This is a genomic window from Pseudomonas sp. H11T01 (assembly GCF_048515765.1).
In the GTDB taxonomy this organism is placed as follows: Bacteria; Pseudomonadota; Gammaproteobacteria; order Pseudomonadales; family Pseudomonadaceae; genus Aquipseudomonas.
The window spans coordinates 176,444-193,452 of the sequence record NZ_JBLYED010000010.1 but is presented as its reverse complement, the minus strand read 5'-3'; the positions used below and the strand labels follow the sequence as shown (position 1 = coordinate 193,452).

Sequence of the window (17,009 nt, the reverse complement as noted above, 5' to 3'; positions counted from 1 at the left end):
TTGCGTGCCATATGAGCCTCCATGCCGATCAAAGCAGCGTCCAGGTGTAACTGAGGATCAGCCGGTTCTCGTCGATATCGCTGCGGTAGTTGGAACGCGCCATGGCGTTGCGCACCCGCACCCCAAGCCCCTTCAGGGTTCCGCTCTGTACCACGTAGCCGAGATCGAGATCGCGCTCGCGATCCTTGCCTTCGAAGCCCTTGCCGGTATCGACGTTATTGCCCGTGATGTAACGCACCGTGCTCGTCAGACCGGGCAACCCCAGGGCCGCATAGTCGTAGTCGTAACGCACTTGCCAGGAACGCTCATCGGTGAAGGCGAACTCGTAGGTCGGTACCTCGTTGCCCAGCGGTGTGATGTTGGCGAATACCCGTGGGAAGGCGCTATCGCCATACATTCCCTGATAACCGAGGTAGAAGGTATGGCCACCGTGTTTGGCCGACAGCAAGGAGAAAAACGTCCGGTTATCGATCGTGCCCAGCAGCTTTTTCCCGTCCTCTTTGGAGTCGTAGTAACCCAGGTTCGCGCCCAAGGTCCAATCACCGAACGGTTCGCTGTGTTTGAGGCCAAGGAAGCGCTGGTTATAGATATCTTCCAGTTGCCCATACCAGGCACTGACTGACGTGCGTTTGTCATTGAAGGCGTAATCTGCACCGGCATAGTTGAAGCCATCACTGCTGACCTGGCGTTGCGGCACATGACCGAGCATCGCCTGCATTTTTTCGTCACCGGCCTCGTTACGCAGGCTGGTTGAACTCAAATGACCGCCCTGCAAGGTCAGGCCATTGATCTCGGCGGAGCTGATGCTCACACCCTGATAGCTGGGGGGTAGCAGCCGGATATCGCTGAAGGCCAGCACCGGAAGATTGGGTTGCAACTCACCGACCCGCAGTTCGGTCTTCGAGTAACGCAGCTTCAGTGCAGCCTCCAGACGGCTGTACTCATTCGGCGCACGACCATCGCTCTGCACCGGCAACAGCCCGGTGTTGGCCCGGTCCGGGCTGCTGTCGAGCTTGATGCCCATTAGCCCTAAAGCGTCCACACCTACCCCGATTGGCCCTTGGGTATAACCCGACTTGAAATTGAGGATAAAACCTTGCGCCCACTCTTCGGCCTTCGACTGTTTGTTGGCCCCGACGATGTCGGAAAAATCGCGGCTGAAGTAGTAATTGCGTGCCTGCAAGGTGGCACTGGCGTCCTCGATGAAACCGCCCTCGGCGGCCATCAGGCCGCTGGAAAAACTCAAGGCGAGCGCCAGGGACAACACTGAACGAGTTGCTGGAAAAGTCTGTTTCATCGTTTTGCTCTTATTGTTATTAATCGACAGGTTGCAGTGCTCCACCCGCACCGAGTTTCGATACGGGTGTGATGGACGTCAGCGCGCCACCTCCTGGCCGCTGGCTGCCTGAGTAACGGGGGCGGGTCGCCGGGCACTCAGCAACAGGTGCGTGGCCATGCCGAAAATCAGCCCCCAAAAGGCCGCGGACAAACCGAACAGGGACATACCCGATGCCGTGGTGAGAAAGGTCACCAGCGCCGCCTCGCGGTCATTCGGTACCGCCATGGCGCCAGCCAGGCTGCCGGCAATCGCGGCGAACAGTGCTAGCCCGGCCAAGGCCGCTATCAGCTCTTTGGGAAAGGCGGAAAACAGTGAGACCAACGTGGCGCCGAAGATGCCCAGCAGCAGGTAGCAGAGGCCACCCACTACCCCGGCGATATAACGTTTTCCGGGATCTTCATGAGCTTCACGCCCGGTGCAGATGGCGGCGGTAATGGCCGCCAGGTTCAGACCATGGCAACCGAAGGGTGCCAATAGCGCAGTGCCCAACGCGCTGCTGGCGATGATGGGGCTGGCCGGCGTGGCATAACCGCTGGCACGCAGCACCGCCATGCCCGGCACGAACTGACCGGTCAGTGCCACCATCACCAGTGGCAAGGCGATATTCAGGGCTGCGCTCAGGCTGAAATGCGGCGTGATCCACATCGGTGTGGCCAGACCGATCACCAGCGCCTCGCGATGCAAATCGCCCGCGAGCAAGGCGATGGAGCAACCGACCAGTAGCACCACCAACACCGCGTAACGCGGTATCACACGCTTGCACACCAGATAGGTGACGAACATCGTCAGAACCAGTAGCGGCTTGCTCTGCAAGGAAACAAACAACCCGGTACCAAAGCTGAACAGAATGCCCGCCAGCATCGCCGCGGCGATCGCCGCTGGCAGCTTGCTGATGATGCGGTCGAAAGCCCCTGATACCCCGACCAGAAAAATGATCAGACTGCTGATCAGATAGGCGCCCACTGCCTCGTTCATGGAAATACCCGGCAGGAGTGCCACCAGCAGTGCTGAACCGGGTGCCGACCAGGCGATGATCACCGGAGCCCGATAACGCAGGCTCAGGCCTATGCCAAGCAATGCACTGCCAATGGAAATGGCCCACACCCAGGACGACAGCACTTCACGGGATAGATGGGCGGTTTCGGCAGCCTGAAAAATGATCACCAAGGGACCTGCATAGGAAATCACCGTGGCGATAAACCCGGCGACCGCGGCGGACAGGGAAAAGTCGTGGAATAACGCTTTCATGGGACCTCATCGCAAGGCTCATCAGGCATCCATGGCGCGCGGCCCGGATGCTCTTGTCAGGGGAAAATCGATTTGTTCAGGAGCGACCGGAGGCACGGCAGAACGCCGCTCCTCCAGTCCTCAGGCTTGTTTTTGATTCAGGCCCCGGTTGTCTCCAGCGCCGACGCAACGCCATTGGCGGAGCGCTGACTGCTGATGGCGAACAAGGTCATGGCGATGGCGGCGATGGCGCCCGGCACGGCGAAGGCCATGAAGTTGAGCTGCAGCGGCAGGTTGATACCCAGCAGAGCGCCGCCTAGCAGTGGGCCGACGATGGCACCGTTGCGACCAATGCCTGAGGCCCAGCCCAGGCCGGTGGAACGAATGCTCATGGAGTAAAACTGCGCAGCACAGGCATACAGCAGAATTTGCGATCCGATGGTGGTGGCGCCGGCAATGGCGATCAGCAGGTACAGCACGGGCGTCGGGCTCTTGAAACCGAGCAAGGTGATCGACACGGCGGCAAGGGTGAAAAACACCGCCAGTACCCGCGGCAGATTATGTTTATCGCCCAATACCCCGCCGCCTATCGCACCGAAGATCGCGCCGAAATTGAGTACCAGCAGGAAGGACAGACTTGAACCCAGGCTGTAGCCGGCATTGGCCATCAGCTTCGGCAGCCAGGAACTCAAGGCGTAGACCATCAGCAGGCAGCAGAAAAATGCCGCCCAGAGCATCAGCGTGCGCATCGCACGCCCTTCGCGGAACAGTTGCAGAACCGGAGTGCCAATGCCTATTACTTGCGCCATGTGCAAATGATCAGTGGCCTGTGCCACATAACCCGGGTCGATCCGTTCGAGGACCTTGCGTGCCTCTTCATTACGCCCCTGGCGCAGCATGAAACCCACCGACTCGGGCAGGAAGTACATGATCAGTGGCAACAGCAGCAACGGCAGCGCCGCTACATAAAACACCGCCTGCCAACCGAAGTTGGGGATCAGCACAATGCCCAGCCCGGCGGAGAGCATGCCACCCACCGAGTAACCGCTGAACATGATGGCCACCAGCGTGCTGCGGATTTTTTTCGGCGCGTATTCATTCATCAGCGCCACCACATTGGGCATCACACCGCCAATGCCGAGCCCGGCAATGAAACGGCAAATACCAAACTCCGTGGGACTACTGGCAAAACCATTGAGCACGGTGAAACCACTGAAGAGCATGACGCAAATAGTGATGGCTTTTTTTCGGCCGATCTTGTCCGAGAGCGGACCGAAAAACAGCGCCCCGAACATCATGCCGAACAACGCATAACTGCCCAACGCACCCGCTTCAACAGGGCTCAGCCCCCACTCCTTCATCAGCATCGGCAGAACCACGCCGTAGATCACCAAGTCGTAGCCATCGAAGATGATGATCAGGGCACACCAGAACAACACCATCCAGTGGAAGCGGTTGAAGCGGGCGTTGTCGATAACCTCATGTACGTCGATATTGCGCATGGCATCTGTCTCTTGTTGTTGTTTTTAGAACGGCGGACGAGAACTCCATCGTTTTTGTTGAGGCCATGTGAGGTTATGGAGGCGAAAAGGAACGCAATATCCGCCCTGTGCAGATCGCTATCCGTTTTGTGCAGAGGTGACTTCAGGGTGCCCAAGGTCCAATAGCTCGCATCAAAGGCATGACAGCCTTTACTCTTGTGCGAGAGAAGTTCTTCTTTCGGATCACATTTGGACGCTAAGCTTGGCGTATGGATGACTCAGATTATTTGCGCCTGCTCACCATCGCGGCCGAGCAAGCCAACGCGTTCCTGTCCAATGCCCGCAAATGGGAGCGTGAGCGTTGGGTCTGCCAGCGCCTGCTGCAAGGCCTGAACATTCCCTATCGTGCCGACGAATTCGCTCCCGCCGGCGAACCACCGGACGTGTTGTTTCGTGACGCGAGTTTCGAGGTGTTCTTCGTGCTCGATGAAGGTCGACGCTTGAACGATGAATGGCGCGACGAGCTGCAACGCCGTCGCAGCGCCTTTTCATTGAGCCAACTGGTGCGCCGCGAAGCCAAACCCCGACGCATTCCCGCCAACGAGTTCTTGCTGCGATTGGCGCCGACCTTGCGCAAAAAAGCTCACAACTACAAAGAGCGCGGCATGGACCTGGGCGAGCTGGACATCATTGCCTTTGCCAGCCTCAAGCGTGAAGTGCTCGACCTCAACAGCCATTTCCCGCCGCCCACCGAATACTTGCGCCAGGGTTGGCGTTCGCTGTCGCTGGTGGGTCCGACCTTCGCCCGCGTGCTGTTCGCCCACCCGGAAGCCCCCGATTTTCTGCGCAATAACCTGGGACGCAGCATCGTCTTTGACGTTGGTATCAGCCTGTGAGCCCGCGAGCGGCTATGCTCCGTCAGCGCCGGATGAATCCGTGTAGCTTCTACACATTTCGCAACGTCTACCTGACGAGGCCTTTATGACCAGCCGCCTGAACCCCGACGATCAAAAGCATGTCGAAGAGTACCTGCAACTGTCCCAGCACCGAGTCGAGCGCCGGCCATTCCGGCCCTGGATGCTCCTCCTGGTGGTATTGGCAGTGACAATTGGTTTGGGCCTGCTGAGCCGACTTTTGAGTTATCTGACGCTATGAGCTGCGTGGCGCTCGCTCGGATAACTGCACCGATTTCTTTTAGCCTTGCGAGATATCCCTATGACCCATCGTATTGTCATCGTTGGCGGCGGCGCCGGCGGCCTGGAGTTGGCTACCCGTCTGGGTAAGACCCTGGGTAAGCGTGGTACGGCCAGCGTGGTACTGGTCGACGCGAACCTGACCCACATTTGGAAACCGCTGTTGCACGAAGTCGCAGCCGGTTCTCTGAACTCTTCTGAAGACGAACTCAATTATGTTGCCCAGGCAAAATGGAACCACTTCGAGTTCCAGCTAGGAAGTATGAGCGGGCTTGATCGCGAACAGAAGAAAATCCAGCTCGCGGCGACACTGGACGAAAAAGGCGAAGAGCTAGTTCCTGCCCGTGAGCTGGCCTACGACTCGCTGGTGATTGCCGTCGGCAGTACCACCAACGACTTCGGCACCCAAGGCGCCGCGCAGCACTGCCTGTTCCTCGACACCCGCAAACAGGCCGAGCGTTTCCATCAGCAATTGCTCAATCACTACCTGCGCGCCCACGCCGGGCAAACCGACGCGGTCGAACAGATCAGCGTGGCTATTGTTGGTGCCGGCGCCACGGGCGTTGAACTGGCAGCCGAGCTGCATAACGCCGCCCATGAACTGGCAGCTTATGGTCTTGGCCGAATCAAACCGGAAAACATGCATATCACCTTGATCGAAGCCGGCCCACGGGTATTGCCAGCCCTGCCGGAGCGTATCGGTGGCCCGGTGCATAAAACCCTGGAAAAGCTCGGGGTCACAGTGCTGACCAATGCGGCGGTCAGTGAAGTCACCGCTGACAGCCTGATCACCAGCAGCGGCCAGGTGATTGCTGCCAGCCTGAAAGTCTGGGCTGCCGGGATTCGTGCGCCAGGATTCCTCAAGGATATTGCCGGCCTGGAGACCAATCGTATCAATCAGCTACACGTACTCCCAACCCTGCAAACCACCCGCGATGAGAATATCTTCGCCTTCGGTGATTGCGCGGCCTGCCCGCAGCCGGGGACTGATCGCAACGTGCCGCCACGGGCACAAGCTGCGCATCAGCAGGCTTCACTGCTGGCCAAATCGCTGAAACTGCGCATCGAAGGCCAGACATTACCCGAGTACCGCTACACCGATTACGGCTCACTGATCTCGCTGTCGCGTTTTTCGGCTGTGGGCAACTTGATGGGCAATCTGACTGGCAGCGTGATGCTGGAGGGGTGGCTGGCGCGGATGTTCTATGTGTCGCTGTACCGCATGCACCAGATGGCGCTGTACGGGGCGTTCCGCACGGCGATGTTGATGCTTGGCAGCAAGATCGGACGCGGGACTGAGCCGCGCTTGAAGCTGCATTAAAGGTCCAATGCTGGACCTGAAACAACTCGGTCCAGTGTGGGAGCGGGCTTGCTCGCGATTGCATCGGCGCGGTGTATCTGAATGACCGCGTCGCCTGTATCGCGAGCAAGCCCGCGCCCACATTTGATTTTCATTGCCCCGACTAACTGTGTCTCACTGTATCCCCGCCCCCAATTCAACCCTTCGCTTACAAACTCCCCCCGTGCACGACACAGTAGCGATACACCGCCCCCGCTAAATGGCCACACCCGAGCAAGGCCCCGCCTGCTTCGGTTACCACCGCACTCACGCGGTGTCCTTTATCGAGCGGTTGTGTCGTGCAACCCAGGAGAATGTAATGTCCCGTACCACTACTCTCAGCAAAAACACCATTGGCCTGCTCGGCGCTGTCCTGGCCGGTGGCATGATGTTGTCCGGCTCCGTGTTTGCCTCGCAGCCCCTGACCCAAGGCTACATGCTGGCGTCGGCCGAACAGGTCGTGAAGACGCCTGAAGGCAAATGTGGCGAAGGCAAGTGCGGTGATGCATCGATGGCCAAGACTGACACCGACGGCGATGGCCAGGTGTCCCGTGCGGAATTCTTGAAAGTTGCACCCACGCACGCTGCCGACTTCGACAAGATCGACGTCAACCACGATGGTCAAATCTCGGAACAAGAGGCTTTTGATAACGTGAAATCTACCTACGAAGCCAATGGCAAAAAAATGCCAAATAACTTGTTCGAGCACCTGCAAGACAAAAGCTAAGACCTAAAGCAACGCAACCCACGCCCTGCCTCTCGCCCCCACCGAGAAGCAGGGCTTTTTTTTGCATGTTTCGGCAAACAAAAAGTCGGCAGACAAAAAGTCGGCAGACAAAAAAAATCCCCGTATCTTTCGATACGAGGATTTTTAATATGGTCGGGGTAAGGGGATTCGAACTCCTGACATCCTGCTCCCAAAGCAGGCGCGCTACCGGACTGCGCTATACCCCGGTAAAAAAAAGGCACCCTTTAAAAGGCGCCTTCTGCGATCCAGGCTTTTGGCCTTGGATCTTAAGATTTAATCCCAGCGAACTGGTATCAAAAATGGTGGGTCGTGTGGGATTCGAACCTACGACCAATTGGTTAAAAGCCAACTGCTCTACCAACTGAGCTAACGACCCAAAAATGGTCGGGGTAAGGGGATTCGAACTCCTGACATCCTGCTCCCAAAGCAGGCGCGCTACCGGACTGCGCTATACCCCGGCTTGAAATTGGCTCCGTGACCAGGACTCGAACCTGGGACCCAATGATTAACAGTCATTTGCTCTACCGACTGAGCTATCACGGAACTACATATTTCAATTACAACATTTACCGCTACTTCGCTCTCTTCGACCCGTTCGCATCGCTGCGTTCGTGTGTCTGAGGCGCGCTATTCTACAATTTTAAAAACCCCTGTCAACCCTTTAAATTGCTTTCAAGACAATGATTTGCGTCTTGTTTCAGATTTCTTCTTGGGGAGAAGAAACCCTTGGGCTGACATACTGCGGGGCGCACTTTACAAGCCTTTGCCTTACAGTTCAACGCCCTATCGAAAAAAAAAGGCCTCGCAGTGCGAGGCCTCTTCTATAGCAACGTAGTAAACGATCAGGCGAACACGATTTCGTCGCTTTCTACAGTCCCCTTCACAGTGGTCCCGGGCATAAATTGCCCAGACAGGATCAACTGCGCCAACGGGTTCTCGATCCAGCGCTGGATCGCCCGTTTGAGCGGCCGTGCGCCGTAGACCGGGTCGTAACCTACCGCGATCAACTTATCCAGCGCGTCGCTGTTCAGCTCCAGCTTCAGATCGCGCTCAGCCAGACGGCTGCGCAGACGACCCAGCTGGATTTCGGTGATGCCGGCAATCTGATCCCGGGCCAGAGGCTCGAAGATCACTACTTCATCGATCCGGTTGATGAACTCCGGACGGAAGTGACTGGATACCGCATCCATCACCGCAGCCCGCTGCGCTTCACGATCCCCCACCAACTCCTGAATCTGCACGGACCCCAGGTTGGAGGTCATCACGATCACCGTATTGCGGAAATCCACGGTCCGCCCGTGGCTGTCAGTCAATCGGCCATCTTCCAGGACTTGCAGCAGCACGTTAAACACGTCCGGATGGGCCTTCTCGACCTCGTCCAGGAGGATCACCGAGTAAGGCTTGCGACGCACCGCCTCAGTCAGGTAACCGCCCTCCTCGTAGCCCACGTAGCCCGGTGGAGCACCAATCAGACGCGCCACCGAGTGTTTCTCCATGAACTCGGACATATCGATCCGCACCATGGCCTCTTCAGTATCAAAGAGGAATTCAGCCAGTGCCTTGCACAGCTCGGTTTTACCCACACCGGTAGGGCCCAGGAACATGAACGAACCACTTGGGCGATTCGGATCGGACAACCCCGCACGGGAACGCCGCACCGCGTTGGCTACCGCCACCACGGCCTCGTTCTGACCAATAACGCGCTGGTGCAACAAGCTTTCCATCTTCAACAGTTTGTCGCGCTCGCCTTCGAGCATTTTCGACACAGGAATACCGGTCCACTTCGAAACGACTTCGGCGATCTCTTCTTCGGTCACCTTGCTGCGCAGCAACTGATTTTCGCTTTTGCCGTGCTGATCGACCATCTGCAAGCTGCGCTCCAGGTCGGGGATCACCCCGTATTGCAGCTCAGCCATGCGATTGAGGTCGCCTTTGCGGCGCGCAGTTTCCAGTTCCTGACGGGACTGTTCGATTTTCTGCTGGATCTGCGCCGAGCCCTGTACTTCGGCTTTTTCCGAGGTCCAGATTTCTTCCAGATCCGAATACTCACGCTCGTGCCGGGCAATTTCTTCCTGCAGCTTTTCAAGACGCTTCTTCGCCGCTTCGTCGTCTTCTTTCTTCAGTGCCTGGGCTTCAACCTTCAGTTGAATCAAACGCCGCTCCAGACGATCAAGCACTTCTGGCTTGGAGTCGATTTCCATACGAATGCGGCTGGCCGCTTCGTCGATCAGGTCAATGGCCTTGTCCGGCAGCTGGCGATCCGTGATGTAGCGATGACTCAGCTTGGCCGCTGCGATGATCGCGCCGTCGGTGATCGCCACCTTGTGGTGGACCTCATAACGCTCTTTCAAGCCGCGCAGAATGGCAATGGTGTCTTCTTCGCTCGGCTCGTCTACCAAAACCTTCTGGAAACGCCGCTCGAGCGCCGCGTCCTTCTCTATATATTGACGGTACTCATTGAGGGTGGTCGCGCCAACGCAATGCAGCTCACCTCGTGCCAGAGCCGGCTTGAGCATATTGCCAGCATCCATCGAGCCTTCGCCCTTACCGGCGCCGACCATGGTGTGCAGTTCGTCGATGAACAGAATGATCTGCCCTTCCTGCTTCGACAGCTCATTGAGCAACGACTTCATGCGTTCTTCGAACTCACCACGGAACTTGGCACCGGCGATCAGCGACCCCATGTCCAGTGAGAGCAGGCGCTTGCCTTTCAGGCCATCCGGCACCTCACCGTTGATGATCCGTTGCGCCAGGCCTTCGGCGATGGCGGTTTTACCCACGCCAGGCTCGCCGATCAGCACCGGGTTGTTCTTGGTGCGGCGTTGCAGCACCTGGATGGTCCGGCGAATTTCGTCGTCACGGCCGATCACCGGGTCAAGCTTGCCTTCCTCGGCGCGCTTGGTCAGGTCGACGGTGTATTTGTCCAGGGCCTGGCGCGACTCTTCGTGGTTGGGGTCATTGACCGCCTCACCACCGCGCAGGTTGTTGATCGCGTTCTCCAGGGCTTTCTTGCTGACGCCCTGCCCCAGCAGCAATTTGCCGAGTTTGCTGTTCTCGTCCATGGCGGCGAGCAGCACCAGCTCGCTGGAAATGAATTGGTCACCTTTCTGCTGGGCCAGGCGATCTGCCTGGTTGAGCAGGCGCGCCAGATCCTGCGACATGTTCACGTCGCCAGTGGGGTTCTGGATTTTTGGCAGATGGTCGAGCTCTTTGGTCAGCTCTTTGCGCAAGCTGGTGACGTCAAAGCCTACCTGCATCAACAGGGGTTTGATCGAACCACCCTGTTGTTCAAGCAGAGCCTGCATCAGGTGCGCTGGCTCAATGCCCGGATGATCAAGGCCGACTGCCAGTGACTGGGCATCAGATAAAGCTAACTGTAACTTGCTGGTTAAACGGTCTATACGCATGGGTCACCTTCCTAGTTGAGCAGGCCGGAGCGATGGACACACCTAAATGAAGAAACCTGCCAGATACCTCACTAGATGCGGTCGATTCTGGAAGATTCAAGCGGCGCAGGGTTGACGCAGATCAGGGGAGTCTAGCGTTCAAGCCAGATAAGGGAGGCAAACCGACCGGTGCGCGGACTGCGGCGGTAAGAATAAAAGCGCGGGTCGGTCACGGTGCAGAAACCGCCGCCATACACCGCTGTTACACCGCATTCGGCCAGACGCAGGCGCGCCAGCGAATAGATGTCAGCCATAAAACGCCCGGCGTTGAGACTTGGCACAAAGGCCTGGGCCGCTTGCGCAAGATGCTGAACAAAGGCTTCACGGACTTCCGGGCCGACTTCAAACGCTTGTGGGCCGATGGCGGGCCCCAGCCAGACCAGCACCTCGGAAGGCGGCACGGCGAGACTGTCCAGCGTAGCTTCAAGCACGCCAGCAGCGAGCCCGCGCCAGCCGGCATGGGCTGCGGCGACGCGAGTACCGGCGCGGTCGCAGAAGAGTGCAGACAGGCAGTCCGCCGTCATGACCGCGCAGGCAATACCCGGCGTCGCGGACCAACTGGCGTCGGCGGTCGCGATCAACCCCGGATCGGCATGCGCCACGGCAATGCCGTGAACTTGCTGCAACCAGGCCGGCTGAATAGAAAAGTGATCGGTCAACCGACGGCGATTCTCGGCAACAGCCTCAGGGCTGTCTTCGACATGGTCGCCAAGGTTGAGGCTGTCGAACGGCGCCAGACTGACGCCGCCCGCTCGGGTGGTGACGCAGGCTCTCACCCCGGCAGGCGCAGGCCAGTCAGGAATCAGCCAGTGGGTCATCCGATGAACGCCTCACGATCCTGCTTGAGCAGCGACAGCAACCAGACGAAGTCGTCCGGCAGCGGCGATTCCCAGCTCATACGCTTACCGGTCGTCGGATGATCCAACTCGAGGAAGCGTGCGTGCAGAGCCTGACGCGGGAAGGTTTTCAGCGATTCGACCATGGTCATGCTGGCTGCCGGCGGAATGCGGAAACGTCCGCCGTAGGCAGGATCTCCGACCAGCGGGTAGTTGATGTGAGCCATATGCACGCGAATCTGGTGCGTACGACCGGTTTCCAGCTTGACCCGCACGTGAGTGTGGGAGCGGAAACGCTCGAGCACGCGGTAATGACTGACCGCCTGCTTGCCACCTTCCATCACCGCCATGCGCTGACGCTGCTGGCCGTGACGACCGATCGGCGCGTTGATCTTGCCGCCGGCGGTGACCACACCAATCACGATGCACTCGTAGATCCGGCTGACGCTGCGGCTCTGCAGCTGGGTGACCAGCTGGGTCTGCGCCTGAATCGTCTTGGCCACCACCATCAAACCGGTGGTGTCCTTGTCGAGACGGTGCACGATACCCGCGCGCGGCACATTAATAATGTCCGGCACGTGGTGCAGCAGGGCGTTGAGCAAGGTGCCATCAGCATGACCGGCAGCCGGGTGCACCACCAGGCCCGCGGGCTTGTTGATCACCAGGATGTCGTCATCTTCATAGACGATATCGAGCTTGATGTCTTGAGCGATCCATTCTCCTTGGGCTTCCTGCTCGGCAGTCAGCTCAAGAATGGCGCCACCATGGACTATGTCTCGCGGGCGGATAACCGCTCCATCCACAGTCAGGCGGCCGTCTTTGATCCAGGCGGAAAGGCGCGAGCGCGAGTGCTCAGCGAATAATTGTGCGGCGACTTGATCGAGGCGTTGGCCGCCCAATTCGGACGGCACCTCTGCGCGAAGTTCAATTTTATCGGACATGCTCAGACTAGGCGTCGGCACAGCTTTTGGTTTCGGCTGCGCGCTTGTGGTTAAATACGGCGTCTTTTGCCCCGAGGCTTCCAACGGGGCGCTCATCATAACAGGACGGCCACGCCCAAGACAGCGGCCGTCATAGGGACGCAAGCCGCCATGCAAGTGAAACACCTGCTGCTGATCGCCATCCTCGCATTGACCGCTGCTTGCTCATCGAAGGAAGTCGTCGATGAAAACCTGAGCGAGGTCGAGCTGTACCAGCAGGCGCAGGCCGATCTGGACAACCACAACTACACCAGCGCCACAGCCAAACTGAAGGCCCTGGAGTCTCGCTACCCATTCGGTCGTTACGCCGATCAGGCTCAACTTGAGCTGATCTACGCCAACTACAAGAACACCGAGCCGGAAGCTGCCAAGTCCGCCGCCGAGCGTTTCATCCGGCTGCACCCGCAGCATCCGAACGTGGATTACGCGTACTACCTCAAGGGTTTGACCTCTTTTGACCAGGACGTCGGCCTGCTGGCGCGCTTCCTGCCACTGGACATGACCAAACGTGACCCGGGTGCCGCTCGAGACTCTTACAACGAGTTCGCACAGCTCACCAGTCGCTACCCGAACAGCCGCTACGCGCCAGACGCCAAGCAGCGCATGATTTACCTGCGCAACCTGCTGGCATCCTACGAAATCCACGTAGCCGACTACTACCTGACCCGTCAGGCCTATGTAGCCGCTGCCAACCGTGGTCGTTATGTAGTGGAAAACTTCCAGGAAACCCCTTCGGTCGGTGACGGTCTGGCGGTGATGGTCGAGGCCTACCAGCGTCTGCACCTGGACGAACTGGCCAATACCAGCCTGGAAACCCTCAAGCTCAACTACCCGAACCACCCAACGCTGGTGGACGGTCAGTTCGTGCCGCGGGTTGCCGAAGCCGACAACCGTTCGTGGCTGAGCAAGGCGACCCTGGGTCTGATCGAATCCCGCCCACCGCTGCCGCCGGGCGAGACCCGCGCCAACCAGGACGTGCAGAAGCAGTTCCAGGATGCCAAAGACGCGATCCCGGCCGACCTCAAGCCTAAAGATACAAACGGCGATGCCGTCAAAGAAGAACAACACGAAGCGCAAGGCAACAACAGCGACCGTTCGTGGTTCAGCTACATGACCTTTGGCGTGTTCGACTGACGCCAGCGTGGTGCCAAAAGGGAGACTTTCGAGTCTCCCTTTTTTATGTCCGCATTTTATTGCGCTGTGCGCCTGTCATGTCCTTGGCTAAACTGCCAGATTATTCATCAAATAGCTGATCACCATGCTTCGTTTACTGTTCTGGATCGCTCTGATTGCTGCTGCGGTATGGTTCTGGCGCAAGTTCAAGGCGGGCCCGGCTTCTGTGGCCAACACGCCAAGCGAGCAAAGCGCGCCGCCCATGGTCCGCTGCGCCCACTGCGGTGTGCATTTGCCCCGTGATCGGGCACTAAGCCTTCAACAGCAGTGGTATTGCAGCCAGGCTCACCTGGAGCAAGGCCCGGGTTCACGTGACCGCTGAGACCTTAAGTCCCGGCGGTAAACAGGCCCAGCGCTTGCTGCGGCTCTATCATCTTTACCGTTTAAGTATCGGCATCACACTGGTGTTGCTGATCTCCAGCGACATGGACAACCAGCTTCTGGAGCTCGCAAACAACGAGTTGTTTCGCGCCGGCAGCTGGTTGTATCTGATTCTGAACATTCTGGCGGTTGTCCTCCTGGAGAACCCCAAACGGCCCGCTGAAGTCTTCAGCCTGGCCTTGGCAGACGTCGTGCTGCTTTCAGGCTTGTTCTATGCCGCCGGTGGAACGCCGAGTGCTATTGGTAACCTGCTGATCGCCTCAGTGGCCATCAGCAACGTGTTGTTGCGCGGGCGCATCGGCCTGGTGATTGCGGCGACCGCTGCCATCAGTATCATTTCCCTGACCTTTTACCTGGGCCTCAGCCGCCCGATGCTCGCCAACTATTACTTGCAGGCAGGCGCCCTTGGCGTCTTGTGCTTCGCCGCGGCGTTTCTGGTACAGGGTTTGACCCGCCTACTGGAGGTCAGCGAGATGTTGTCGCAGCAGCGCGCCAGTGAAGTCACCAGCCTTGAAGCCCTCAACGCGCTGATTCTGCAACGTATGCGCACCGGCATTCTGGTGCTCGACGCCCAACGCCGCACCTTGCTGGCGAATCAGAGTGCATTAACCCTCCTGGGCCAGAAAAGCCTGGAGGCTGAGTTGATCGACATTTACTCGCCGCAATTGGTCGAGCGCTTACAGATATGGTTCAACAATCCCACCTTGCGGCCACAAAGCCTGAAAGTCGCAGGCAACGGTTTGGTGCTACAGCCAAGTTTCATCGCTCTGGGCCCAGACGAGCAACGCCAGACGCTGGTGTTTCTCGAAGACATCGCGCGAGTCACCCAACAAGCCCAACAACTCAAACTCGCAGCCCTCGGCCGCCTGACCGCCGGGATCGCCCATGAAATCCGCAATCCGCTAGGCGCTATCAGCCACGCCGCGCAGTTGTTACACGAGTCCGAGGAACTGATCGGCGCTGATCGACGTCTGACCCAGATTATTCAAGACCACTCCAAGCGAATGAATCGGGTAATAGAAAACGTTCTGCAACTGTCTCGCCGCCAGCAAACCGAGCCACAACGACTCAATCTGAAACCGTGGCTGGAGCGTTACATCAGTGATACGCGTAGAGACATTGCTGACAAACAACAGATTCATCTGGAAATCGCTGCGGGCTCTTTCGAAACGTTGATGGACCCGGATCAACTGGCCCAGGTGCTAAACAACTTGCTACAAAATGCCTTGCGCCATAGCGCTCAGGTTCATGAGCACGCCGAAGTCTGGCTCAAGCTGTTTATCGAACCCGATCGCGAGCTGCCGACACTGGAAGTGCTGGATAACGGCCCCGGTGTGGCCGATGAACAACTGCCACGCTTGTTCGAACCCTTCTTCACCACCGAGACCCAAGGCACTGGCCTGGGTCTCTATCTGTCCCGTGAGCTGTGCGAAAGCAACCAAGCCCGCCTAGACTTCAAACCACGCCAAGGCGGCGGATGCTTTCGCATCACTTTTGCTCACGGACGGAAACAGTGTTGAACATAAGCTCACGGCAAAAAGTCCTGATCGTCGATGATGAACCGGATATTCGCGAACTCCTGGAAATCACTTTAGGCCGGATGAAACTCGACACTCAGAGCGCTCGCGATGTCAGCGAGGCTCGTAGCTGGCTGGCTCAGGAGCCGTTTGACCTGTGCCTGACAGACATGCGTCTGCCCGATGGCACCGGGCTTGAACTGGTACAGCACATCCAGCAGCGTCATCCGCAGGTTCCAGTGGCGATGATCACCGCCTACGGCAGTCTGGAGACGGCGATTAGTGCCCTGAAGGCCGGCGCCTTCGACTTTCTGACCAAACCGGTGGACCTCACCCGCCTGCGAGAGTTGGTGACAAGCGCCTTGCTGCTGCCGGCATCGAGCAGCCAGCCGCCGTCCATCGACAATCGTCTGCTCGGCGATTCGCTGCCCATGCGCGGCTTGCGCAAACACATTGATAAATTGGCCCGCAGCCAGGCGCCGGTGTACATCAGCGGCGAATCTGGCAGCGGCAAAGAACTGGTGGCCAAGCTGATTCATGAACAAGGCCCACGCGCCAGCGGCCCCTTCGTGCCGGTCAACTGTGGCGCGATTCCGTCCGAATTAATGGAGAGCGAATTCTTCGGCCATCGTAAAGGCAGCTTCACCGGCGCTATCGAAGACAAGCCCGGGCTGTTTCAGGCGGCCAATGGTGGCACGCTGTTCCTGGATGAAGTGGCCGACCTGCCGTTGGCGATGCAGGTCAAACTGTTGCGCGCGATTCAGGAGAAAGCCATTCGTAGCATCGGCGGGCAACAGGAAGTCGTGGTAGATGTGCGTATTTTGTGTGCCACGCACAAGGATCTGGACGCCGAAGTCGCTGCAGAACGCTTTCGCCAGGACCTTTACTATCGGTTGAATGTGATCGAACTGCGCGTGCCGCCCCTGCGTGAGCGGCGCGACGATATCGAGTGTCTGGCCAGCAATGTCCTCAAGCGACTGGCAGCGAACAGCGGCTTGCCAGCGGCGAAGCTCCACCCGCAAGCCCTGGACACGCTCAAAAGCTATCGCTTTCCCGGCAACGTGCGCGAGTTGGAGAACATGCTCGAACGGGCATATACCCTCTGCGAAAACAAACAGATCCAAGCGAGCGACCTGCGTCTGTCAGAAAGCAGTTGCGCAGTCGAACCCGGCGCGCCGGATCTGGCGCACATCGACAATCTGGAAAACTATCTGGAAAACGTCGAACGCAAACTGATTCTCCAGGCCCTCGAAGAGACCCGCTGGAACCGCACGGCGGCGGCTCAGCGTTTGAATCTGTCGTTTCGTTCGATGCGGTATCGCTTGAAGAAGCTGGGGCTGGATTGAGCC

At 58.4% G+C, this 17,009-nt stretch carries 14 protein-coding genes and 4 tRNA genes; 8 read left to right on the top strand and 10 right to left on the bottom strand.

Annotated elements, in window-relative coordinates; genetic code table 11:
• Nucleotides 1–28 precede the first annotated feature (28 nt).
• The 3 genes from ACN1C3_RS15845 to ACN1C3_RS15835 form a co-directional block, all read right to left on the bottom strand.
• Nucleotides 29–1,297, bottom strand: coding sequence for an OprD family porin (locus ACN1C3_RS15845; protein ID WP_419116716.1), 1,269 nt, complete (start codon nucleotides 1,295–1,297; stop codon nucleotides 29–31).
• Nucleotides 1,298–1,375: 78 nt separating this feature from the next.
• On the bottom strand, nucleotides 1,376–2,587 hold the full coding sequence (locus ACN1C3_RS15840) for a benzoate/H(+) symporter BenE family transporter (RefSeq protein ID WP_419116715.1): 1,212 nt from the start codon (nucleotides 2,585–2,587) through the stop codon (nucleotides 1,376–1,378).
• A 137-nt stretch (nucleotides 2,588–2,724) separates the two neighbouring features.
• On the bottom strand, nucleotides 2,725–4,068 hold the full coding sequence (locus ACN1C3_RS15835) for an aromatic acid/H+ symport family MFS transporter (RefSeq protein WP_419116714.1): 1,344 nt from the start codon (nucleotides 4,066–4,068) through the stop codon (nucleotides 2,725–2,727).
• Between the two features lie 248 nt (nucleotides 4,069–4,316).
• Between ACN1C3_RS15835 and ACN1C3_RS15830 the strand changes: the two genes are divergently transcribed.
• The 4 genes from ACN1C3_RS15830 to ACN1C3_RS15815 all read left to right on the top strand — a co-directional run bounded on the left by ACN1C3_RS15830 (nucleotide 4,317) and on the right by ACN1C3_RS15815 (nucleotide 7,306).
• On the top strand, nucleotides 4,317–4,943 hold the full coding sequence (locus tag ACN1C3_RS15830) for a DUF1780 domain-containing protein (RefSeq protein WP_419116713.1): 627 nt from the start codon (nucleotides 4,317–4,319) through the stop codon (nucleotides 4,941–4,943).
• 85 nt (nucleotides 4,944–5,028) lie between these two features.
• The gene (locus ACN1C3_RS15825; protein ID WP_419116712.1) at nucleotides 5,029–5,202 is read left to right on the top strand and encodes a DUF3094 family protein; all 174 of its coding nucleotides are present in this window, start codon (nucleotides 5,029–5,031) and stop codon (nucleotides 5,200–5,202) included.
• Between the two features lie 60 nt (nucleotides 5,203–5,262).
• A complete protein-coding gene (locus ACN1C3_RS15820; RefSeq protein ID WP_419116711.1) occupies nucleotides 5,263–6,561 on the top strand; it encodes an NAD(P)/FAD-dependent oxidoreductase in 1,299 nt (432 codons plus the stop codon).
• 337 nt (nucleotides 6,562–6,898) lie between these two features.
• Nucleotides 6,899–7,306 (top strand): EF-hand domain-containing protein, encoded by a 408-nt coding sequence (locus ACN1C3_RS15815; RefSeq protein ID WP_419116710.1) that lies wholly within the window; start codon nucleotides 6,899–6,901, stop codon nucleotides 7,304–7,306.
• A gap of 150 nt (nucleotides 7,307–7,456) precedes the next feature.
• On the opposite strand, the gene ACN1C3_RS15810 is transcribed toward ACN1C3_RS15815, so the two are convergent.
• The 7 genes from ACN1C3_RS15810 to rluD all read right to left on the bottom strand — a co-directional run bounded on the left by ACN1C3_RS15810 (nucleotide 7,457) and on the right by rluD (nucleotide 12,550).
• Nucleotides 7,457–7,533, bottom strand: a tRNA-Pro gene (locus ACN1C3_RS15810).
• A gap of 94 nt (nucleotides 7,534–7,627) precedes the next feature.
• Nucleotides 7,628–7,703: transfer RNA gene (locus tag ACN1C3_RS15805), tRNA-Lys, on the bottom strand.
• 5 nt (nucleotides 7,704–7,708) lie between these two features.
• A tRNA-Pro gene (locus ACN1C3_RS15800) sits at nucleotides 7,709–7,785 on the bottom strand.
• Nucleotides 7,786–7,794: 9 nt separating this feature from the next.
• Nucleotides 7,795–7,870, bottom strand: a tRNA-Asn gene (locus tag ACN1C3_RS15795).
• Between the two features lie 299 nt (nucleotides 7,871–8,169).
• Nucleotides 8,170–10,734 carry an ATP-dependent chaperone ClpB gene (gene clpB / locus ACN1C3_RS15790; protein WP_419116709.1) on the bottom strand — a complete coding sequence of 855 codons (2,565 nt, stop codon included), beginning with the start codon at nucleotides 10,732–10,734 and terminating at the stop codon, nucleotides 8,170–8,172.
• A 131-nt stretch (nucleotides 10,735–10,865) separates the two neighbouring features.
• Nucleotides 10,866–11,591, bottom strand: a complete 726-nt coding sequence (gene pgeF / locus ACN1C3_RS15785) for a peptidoglycan editing factor PgeF (protein ID WP_419116708.1) — start codon at nucleotides 11,589–11,591, stop codon at nucleotides 10,866–10,868.
• Complete coding sequence (gene rluD, locus ACN1C3_RS15780) at nucleotides 11,588–12,550, bottom strand: 23S rRNA pseudouridine(1911/1915/1917) synthase RluD (protein WP_419116707.1); 963 nt, start codon at nucleotides 12,548–12,550, stop codon at nucleotides 11,588–11,590. The genes pgeF and rluD overlap by 4 nt, the downstream gene beginning before the upstream one ends.
• Before the next feature lie 150 nt (nucleotides 12,551–12,700).
• On the opposite strand from rluD, the gene ACN1C3_RS15775 reads away from it, so the two are divergent.
• The 4 genes from ACN1C3_RS15775 to ACN1C3_RS15760 all read left to right on the top strand — a co-directional run bounded on the left by ACN1C3_RS15775 (nucleotide 12,701) and on the right by ACN1C3_RS15760 (nucleotide 17,006).
• Nucleotides 12,701–13,723, top strand: coding sequence for an outer membrane protein assembly factor BamD (locus ACN1C3_RS15775; protein ID WP_419116706.1), 1,023 nt, complete (start codon nucleotides 12,701–12,703; stop codon nucleotides 13,721–13,723).
• Between the two features lie 124 nt (nucleotides 13,724–13,847).
• Nucleotides 13,848–14,084: a PP0621 family protein gene (locus tag ACN1C3_RS15770; RefSeq protein WP_419116705.1), complete on the top strand. Its 237-nt coding sequence runs from the start codon at nucleotides 13,848–13,850 to the stop codon at nucleotides 14,082–14,084.
• Nucleotides 14,074–15,663, top strand: coding sequence for a sensor histidine kinase (locus tag ACN1C3_RS15765; RefSeq protein ID WP_419116704.1), 1,590 nt, complete (start codon nucleotides 14,074–14,076; stop codon nucleotides 15,661–15,663). The genes ACN1C3_RS15770 and ACN1C3_RS15765 overlap by 11 nt, the downstream gene beginning before the upstream one ends.
• On the top strand, nucleotides 15,660–17,006 hold the full coding sequence (locus ACN1C3_RS15760; RefSeq protein ID WP_419116703.1) for a sigma-54-dependent transcriptional regulator: 1,347 nt from the start codon (nucleotides 15,660–15,662) through the stop codon (nucleotides 17,004–17,006). Before ACN1C3_RS15765 ends, ACN1C3_RS15760 begins: the two co-directional genes overlap by 4 nt.
• The last annotated feature ends 3 nt before the right edge of the window (nucleotides 17,007–17,009 follow it).

What these genes read in the sequence shown, in the direction of transcription:
- ACN1C3_RS15840 (WP_419116715.1), bottom strand. Translation starts at nt 2,587, where the DNA reads ATGAAAGCGTTATTCCACGACTTTTCCCTGTCCGCCGCGGTCGCCGGG.
- ACN1C3_RS15770 (WP_419116705.1), top strand. Translation starts at nt 13,848, where the DNA reads ATGCTTCGTTTACTGTTCTGGATCGCTCTGATTGCTGCTGCGGTATGG.
- rluD (WP_419116707.1), bottom strand. Translation starts at nt 12,550, where the DNA reads ATGTCCGATAAAATTGAACTTCGCGCAGAGGTGCCGTCCGAATTGGGC.
- ACN1C3_RS15835 (WP_419116714.1), bottom strand. Translation starts at nt 4,068, where the DNA reads ATGCGCAATATCGACGTACATGAGGTTATCGACAACGCCCGCTTCAAC.
- ACN1C3_RS15845 (WP_419116716.1), bottom strand. Translation starts at nt 1,297, where the DNA reads ATGAAACAGACTTTTCCAGCAACTCGTTCAGTGTTGTCCCTGGCGCTC.
- ACN1C3_RS15775 (WP_419116706.1), top strand. Translation starts at nt 12,701, where the DNA reads ATGCAAGTGAAACACCTGCTGCTGATCGCCATCCTCGCATTGACCGCT.
- ACN1C3_RS15830 (WP_419116713.1), top strand. Translation starts at nt 4,317, where the DNA reads ATGGATGACTCAGATTATTTGCGCCTGCTCACCATCGCGGCCGAGCAA.
- clpB (WP_419116709.1), bottom strand. Translation starts at nt 10,734, where the DNA reads ATGCGTATAGACCGTTTAACCAGCAAGTTACAGTTAGCTTTATCTGAT.
- pgeF (WP_419116708.1), bottom strand. Translation starts at nt 11,591, where the DNA reads ATGACCCACTGGCTGATTCCTGACTGGCCTGCGCCTGCCGGGGTGAGA.
- ACN1C3_RS15825 (WP_419116712.1), top strand. Translation starts at nt 5,029, where the DNA reads ATGACCAGCCGCCTGAACCCCGACGATCAAAAGCATGTCGAAGAGTAC.
- ACN1C3_RS15820 (WP_419116711.1), top strand. Translation starts at nt 5,263, where the DNA reads ATGACCCATCGTATTGTCATCGTTGGCGGCGGCGCCGGCGGCCTGGAG.
- ACN1C3_RS15815 (WP_419116710.1), top strand. Translation starts at nt 6,899, where the DNA reads ATGTCCCGTACCACTACTCTCAGCAAAAACACCATTGGCCTGCTCGGC.